At 55.0% G+C, this 6,916-nt stretch carries 6 protein-coding genes and 1 pseudogene; 2 read left to right on the forward strand and 5 right to left on the reverse strand.

Translation table 11 applies throughout. The features are described from left to right. Positions 1-55: 55 nt before the first annotated feature. Positions 56-802, reverse strand: a complete 747-nt coding sequence (locus VFO10_RS12140; protein WP_325140427.1) for a hypothetical protein — start codon at positions 800-802, stop codon at positions 56-58. A gap of 264 nt (positions 803-1,066) precedes the next feature. Here VFO10_RS12140 and VFO10_RS12145 point away from each other — a divergent pair, with 264 nt between their 5' ends. Next, on the forward strand, positions 1,067-3,187 hold the full coding sequence (locus VFO10_RS12145; RefSeq protein WP_325140429.1) for a response regulator: 2,121 nt from the start codon (positions 1,067-1,069) through the stop codon (positions 3,185-3,187). Between the two features lie 61 nt (positions 3,188-3,248). Here VFO10_RS12145 and VFO10_RS12150 read toward each other — a convergent pair whose 3' ends face one another. From VFO10_RS12150 to VFO10_RS12165, 4 genes are all read right to left on the reverse strand, one after another. After that, positions 3,249-4,058 (reverse strand): trypsin-like serine protease, encoded by an 810-nt coding sequence (locus VFO10_RS12150; RefSeq protein ID WP_325140431.1) that lies wholly within the window; start codon positions 4,056-4,058, stop codon positions 3,249-3,251. 235 nt (positions 4,059-4,293) lie between these two features. Continuing rightward, entirely contained in the window at positions 4,294-5,130 is an 837-nt protein-coding gene (locus tag VFO10_RS12155) for an aminoglycoside O-phosphotransferase APH(6)-Id (RefSeq protein ID WP_000480968.1), read from the reverse strand. Next, positions 5,130-5,933, reverse strand: coding sequence for an aminoglycoside O-phosphotransferase APH(3'')-Ib (gene aph(3'')-Ib, locus VFO10_RS12160; protein WP_001082319.1), 804 nt, complete (start codon positions 5,931-5,933; stop codon positions 5,130-5,132). The genes VFO10_RS12155 and aph(3'')-Ib overlap by 1 nt, the downstream gene beginning before the upstream one ends. A gap of 65 nt (positions 5,934-5,998) precedes the next feature. Continuing rightward, the gene (locus VFO10_RS12165; RefSeq protein ID WP_080338127.1) at positions 5,999-6,532 is read right to left on the reverse strand and encodes a recombinase family protein; all 534 of its coding nucleotides are present in this window, start codon (positions 6,530-6,532) and stop codon (positions 5,999-6,001) included. A 48-nt stretch (positions 6,533-6,580) separates the two neighbouring features. On the opposite strand from VFO10_RS12165, the pseudogene VFO10_RS12170 reads away from it, so the two are divergent. Continuing rightward, positions 6,581-6,916 (forward strand): annotated as a pseudogene (locus VFO10_RS12170) (IS6-like element IS6100 family transposase); the annotation flags it as partial.

Consider the following 6,916-nt stretch of genomic DNA (forward strand, 5'->3'; position numbering starts at 1 on the left):
CAACTTCCTGGGAAAGGAGGATGCCGCCGGAGCGGCACGAGGGATAGAGGGATGCTTAAGGAATGTTCAGGAAGCGGTTCAGCGAGGTGCCATTGATGGTGCGGACATGGAGAAGACCTTCACCTTGGAAGGGTTCCTGAAGACCGACTGTATATTCATAGGAGCGGTCGGCAGGTTGGGTGTCACACACATCGGTCGTGACGACCTCAGCAATGGGTTGCACCACGAGCACATCCACCGGATCCCGTACGACACGGACTTCACGGATCACCATGCAGCCGATGAAATAATGCGGGAAGTGACCCTGGAGTTTAAGGGACTGTTTGCCTGTCTCACGATTCACGTCGATGTAGGCATTTTCCACTGTAGCAAAGAGGTAGTCATCGGGTGATTCCGTTTTCCGACGGTCGACCGCGAGACTCTCCATGACCTCCGGATTATTCGCATAGACGACCTGGTAGCTGCCTTCCTCCAAATTCCCTAGGGACACGGGCTGGATGAAAGGTGTCAGGCTTTGCACACAGTATTCATTTTGATCCACGATGCTCGTCGCGGAAACTGTGATGCGGCGCTTGGCCTTGTCAACTTCGGCCTTGGCGCTTTCCACGCGATGGCAGGCGTCGGGAAAGGTCCCGTGAATCACGACTTCGACGTTATCATTATCATCAAATCCCGAAGGGACGAAGATAGCCTCGACGGGGGCTTCCTCAATGAGTGGAGCTTTGGTGTCCTTGGTATTCTGTGCCTCGGCTGTGGCACCCAAACCCAAGGCAAGACAGAAGAGGATTTGTTTCGTTTTCATAAGTTCTTCTCCCACGATAGCACGGTGAAAAGCCCAAACCTGTCTGATGATTCAGCAAGGACCATACCATCATCCGCGCCGTGCAGATTCTCTCAAACCATACAGTGAAGGGCTTTTCCGACAAGCGATGCGACGTATTCATTCGTAAAAGAGCGGGTTTTTGCCAATACACCAACTGAACCCGAGGTGCGGCACCGCACCCCTCTTAAATTTTGTGTAGCGATTTCCGAAATAGGAACTGAGAATGAGGAGTTTGAGTGCCCCATGAAGCTCGCGGATACCAACATAAAGATCGTGACGGTTCACCCCAGCGGGACCGTGCGCAACCTTATCAATACCGAGCTGAGAAACCGCGGGTACACCGACGTCATAGGCGCGCCTGATCTTCAAACCGTCGTCGGTATCCTGGAGACGGGGCTGATTCACTGGCTGCTGACGCCGATCCTCATGGATGACAAGATCAATATCTTTCAAATCCTGAAACTGATCACCGAAGTCCCGACCATGATGGACATGCGCATCTCGTTCATGGTGGATGAGAGCAGCGATCCGGGAATGATCAGCAAGGCCTTCGACCTCGGCCTTTTATCGCTGCATAGGAAGATGTCGACCAAGGCGGATATCGAAGAGGAATTCAAGACCCTCTTCGGCCGCGATGTGGCCTGCGGTGGTGAGCTGAGCCTTGTGGCCGGGGAGTATGTGCGGCAGTATCTGAAGGATGAGAAACGTTACACAGATCTTCTTCGTTTTGAAAAATCCCTGTTCCAGATCCACGTGGGGAACCTGAAACTCCTTTTGCATCTGGCCGAGGCGCATCTTCACAATAAGCAGGTGGAGCAGGCTCAGAATCTTTTCAGCCAGGCCCTGCTCGTGGATTCGTCTTTGCAAACGGAGATTGTGGCTCTGATGCAGAAGTTTCCCGACGCGAAGCTGCCCGATCAGGCGACTGAAACCGACAAGGCGCCCGAGGTTTTGGGCATCAAAAGCTGCCTTGTGGTCGAACCTGATGCCTCGACCCTGAATCTGATCGAGGGACTTTTAAAGCAGCTGGGCGTTCAAAACCTTCATAGCTTTCAGGACCCGGCCCAGGCCGTGCAGTGGCTTGACAAAAAGATCGTGCCGGAGCTCGTGATCTTTGAATGGCGCCTGCCCCAGATGCCCGGTCCCATTTTGGTGCAAAAAATCAGGGCTGTCCTGGGTTTTGCGATCCCCCTGACGGTGATGAACAAGGACCTGACCGAACGCGATATGCCCGTCCTTCATGAGATGGGCGTGACGGACCGCATCCGTAAACCGATCGAGGCGCAGGCTTTCTTTCAGGATGTGATCTGGGTCATCAACCAGGATCGCTCGCCGAGCGAGCCCGTCATTCTTTTGCAAAAAATTCGGCAGGCCATGGCTGAGCAGAACTTTGAAAAGCTGGCGGCCTATACCAAACGCTATATGGACAGCGATAAACCGAGCGAGGCTGAAAAAAATCTGCTGCAGGCGGAGCTGGCCTTTTACCGCGGGCATTATCCGTCTGCGCGGAATATGGCTTTGAATGTGCTGAAAAGCGGGCTGGCGAGCGTCGAGGTTTTGAACCTTCTCGGCAAGACCATGATGAAGCTTCGGGACTTTGAGAGTGCGCTTTGCTGTCTGGAAAACGCCGAGGTCATCTCGCCTTCCAATGTGAAGCGCATCTGCAATATCGCCGAGGCGCATCTGGAACTGGGGGAACAGAAGGGTTTTGAAGAGAACCTGGATGAAGCCAAGAGCATTGCGCCGACGGCGAAGGACGTGGTCGAGGTCGAGATCAAAGGCGCTCTGGTCAATGGGGAAGGGGCGAAGGCCCACGATTTGATGAAGTCGTTGCAGTCGCTTCTGAATATCGTGTCGTTTACCAATAACCGGGCCATCTCGCTGATTCGCACCGATCGCTTTGACGAGGGGCTCAAACTCTATACTGAAGCCCTGCAGGCTGTTCCTGAAAACCGGAATGAGGTCCTCGCCATTCTGCATTATAACCAGGGCCTCGCGCTGGCCCGCGCCAACCGCCTGGAAGAGGCGAGGCAGCAGATGGAAGAGGCGGCGGCCATGAAGAGTGACAAGATCAAGAGCAAGGTGTCGAGTTTGAAGGGGAGGATTCAGAAGGCGATTGAGTCCAACCAGAAACTTGAACTGACGGTCAGCAAGGAAAACGGCCCCGAGGCCATCAGCACCGATCCGCAGAAGGATTACGAGGAGCTGATGATGGCTCTCAAAATCAACCCGGGTGATCTTTGCTGTCATAAAATCTACTTCGAATACTCTGTGACTCCAGAGTTAAAGGAAAAGTTGGAACGTCCGCTCCGCTTCAAGAAACGCTCATCCATTCAACGGGAGGCGCCTGGGAAGGCGTCGTGATGGAAACGCAAAAAAGCCCCGACTCCAGGAGTCGAGGCCTTCTGCTGTTTGTATGAACGACTTACTTCTTGATCTGGCTAGCCAGGAAGGACTTCACGTAAACGCTGTTCACGTCCACATACTTCGAAGTTGCAAGGTAACCGCCGCGACCGTCACTCCGCAGACCGCCGCCTGATGTCACACCAGCAAGAGCGCCGTTGACGAAGAGGGGACCGCCGGAGTCGCCCGAACCCGAGGAAACCAATGTTCCCTTGGAGGTATAACCATCCGATTCAGGCAGACCGTTGAAATTGATGAAGCCACCCGACACGGAACCCACAGTGTTGGTACCTGCACGCTTGGTGCCTGCGCCAGAACCTGTCAGCTGACCGTAGTTATCAAACTCGTTCACGTTGTTACCGTAACCAACGATAGTCAGTTTGTCACCAGCGGAGGGCGAGCGTGTGGCCAGAGGGCTGGTCGCAGGAGCCGAACCCGCTTCGAAGTTGATCACGCTCACATCGTAAGGGCTGACGCCCAGACGGATATTATAACTCGGGTTACGCTTGAAGCTCACGGCTTTCGCGGTCGCCACATATTCGCCTGCAGAATTCGTTGTCACGACATACATCGAGGGATCAACAGGGTCCAGGCCTTCGACGCAGTGACCGGCGCTGATAACCTGCGAGTCGTTCACAAAAGTGCCAGTACAAATACCTTGGCCCTCAGCGGTTTCCATCACCAGGAGGACGACGGAAGGATAGGTGCTTTCGGTAATTTCACGGCCGTTGGTGACCTTTGTTTCGCTATTTTGCGCGGACGATCCGCAACCGATCAAAGTCGAAGCCAACAGTCCAGTTCCGAGGATTTTGTACGCTACACTTTTCATCATTGAACGACTCCTTCGCTGTTCTCAGAACGGAACTTATTCGATCTTTGACTGACTGGCCAGGACAATTTTTGAGAAAGTTCCAAAATTACTCACGGTGAAACGCCAAATGCTTGAGCTGTAAGACTTTTCGGGGTCGTTTGCGGGAGAGGGCGAAATCCTACGCTAAGGCTTTGGCCAACGATATTCTCCGGTAAGATTGATGTGTTCCCAGGGGATAGGAGAAGTCGCTTGATATCTAGTATGACGTCTGTCGCACCTGCTTGATCGCGGCCGCGATAGCTAGATCGCGTTGCTCCTCTTCTCCATCCGCGTTCCAAGCTGCGGAAAGGCACCCATAAGCGTACGCCTGGTCGAGCAGGCGACGCGGATCGACGTCCAGCGCACGAGAGAATGCGTCCGCCATCTGTGCAATGCGTCTAGGATCGAGACAAAGGTCGTCTCTGTCAGCCGGATCGTAGAACATATTGGCGGCGCCAAAGCCCACTTCACCGACCAGACCGACGGGATCTATCACCAGCCAGCCGCGACTGGAGAACATGATGTTTTCATGATGCAGATCGCCATGTAGCCCACGCAGTTCCGAGGCATTGCTCATCATTTGATCGGCTATAATCGCCGCGTGGACGTAGTCAGTTTGACAACCTGCGTTTTGATCATCGCGCGCCCGCTGAAACAAAGCTGCAAAGCGATCCCGGATCGGGAGAAGGGCAGAAGGCAGGGGTTCCTCAGATGCGGCATACAGCTTCGCCATTAGTTCCGCTGCAATTTCGGTCGCCTGGTAGTCGCCGTGCTCGGCAACGATGTGAGAGAGCATTCGCTCCCCGGCATATTCGAGCAACATCAGATTGTTCTCACGACCGAGCAACCGGACTGCTCCCCTCCCATTGCGCCATACCAGATAGTCGGCCCCGCGCAGTTCATCAGCAATGTCTTCTATAGGTTTCAATCCCTTGACGATTGCAGGAGTCCCGTCTGGCAATGAAACTTTCCAAACGAGGCTGGAAAAGGTGTCCGCAATGAGAACAGGTTGCGAAACGTGCCAATGAGCAGGAAAAACAGGCGGCATGAACATCAACCCCAAGTCAGAGGGTCCAATCGCAGATAGAAGGCAAGGCGTTCGCGGTCGGGGGCTTCGATCCCCAATACATTGAATAGGACAGCGAAGGCGCGCTCTGCTTCATCTGGCGCTGCCCAGTTCTCTTCGGCGTTAGCAATCATGAGTGCCAAATCGGCATAGCGATCTGCTGTTCCGAGCCGCCCAAGGTCGATCAGACCCGTGCATTGAAGAGTTTTAGGGTCCACCATGAAGTTCGGCATGCAGGGATCACCATGGCAAACAACCATATCGGTGCGCTCTTGGTCGAGCCGCACCGGTAGCTCTCGTTCGACACGAGCCAAAAGATCGAGCTGCGGCGTACTCTTGTCCTCGTCCGGTAAGAAGTCGGGATTGACGGCATTGCGGGACACCACATCAACGGCGCGTCCGAACATTCGCGACAGCCTGCGCTCAAACGGACATTGATCAACCGATAGGCTGTGAACAGCGCCAAGTTGCTGCCCCATTGACGGCCACGCTTTGAGCAAATCCGCTCCAGACAGATCAGCCGCCGGTACTCCCGGAATTGCCGTTATCACCAAGCATGCACCCTCCTGTTCCTCCTGCCAGTTGATCACCTCGGGGCAAGCCACACCTCGACCTTTGAGCCAAATGAGGCGGTCACGCTCTCCAGCGAGCTCACCGCGGCGGGAAGCAGGTGCGATTTTCGCGAAGGCATGCCCGTCACCACGTCGAAAAACAAAATCACCAGATTCTCCGCCTCTGACAGGCAACCAGTCAGAATGCGATTCACCAAAAAAAATATTAGTTCGATTCAATGGAGGTTCCTTCAGTTTTCTGATGAAGCGCGGAGGTGGCTCAACCTGCGAAAAGAAACGAGTTGCTACGTAAGTCCGAGAACATGCTTTCCATGGTCTCTGAGCTCGCCTTTGGGACCGACATATCGGTAGAGAGTGACGCGCTCGATGCCGAGTTCCTTGCAGAGATCGGAAACTGAAGTATCGCGCTGGGCCATGGCGGCTTGCGCGAGACGCACCTGAGCTTTGGTGAGCGCGAATTTTCGTCCGCCCTTGCGACCGCGCGCTCTCGCGGAGGCGAGACCCGCCATGGTGCGCTCTCGGATCAGATCCCGCTCGAACTCGGCCAAGGTGGCGAAGATTCCGAACACCATGCGACCGGACGCAGTCGTGGTGTCGATCTGAGCGCCCTTTCCAGTCAGAACCCGCAGGCCGATCTTGCGGTCTGACAGCTCCTTCACCGTGTTGACCAGATGGGCAAGCGATCGTCCGAGGCGATCGAGCTTCCAGACCACCAGCACATCGCCGTCACGCAATGACTTGAGGCAGGCAGTCAAGCCAGGGCGATCATCACGACCGCCGGAAGCAAGATCATCATAGATATTGTGGCTCTGTTGCAAAAATCGTGAAGCTTGAGCATGCTTGGCGGAGATTGGACGGACGGAACGATGACGGATTTCAAGTGGCGCCATTTCCAGGGTGATGTGATCCTGTGGGCGGTGCGCTGGTATTGTCGCTATCCGATCAGCTATCGCGACCTTGAGGAAATGCTGGCGGAACGCGGCATTTCGGTCGACCATACGACGATCTATCGCTGGGTCCAGTGCTACGCCCCGGAGATGGAGAAGCGGCTGCGCTGGTTCTGGCGGCGTGGCTTTGATCCGAGCTGGCGCCTGGATGAAACCTACGTCAAGGTGCGGGGCAAGTGGACCTACCTGTACCGGGCAGTCGACAAGCGGGGCGACACGATCGATTTCTACCTGTCGCCGACCCGCAGCGCCAAG

The organism is Oligoflexus sp. (assembly GCF_035712445.1).
Classification (GTDB): Bacteria; Bdellovibrionota_B; Oligoflexia; order Oligoflexales; family Oligoflexaceae; genus Oligoflexus.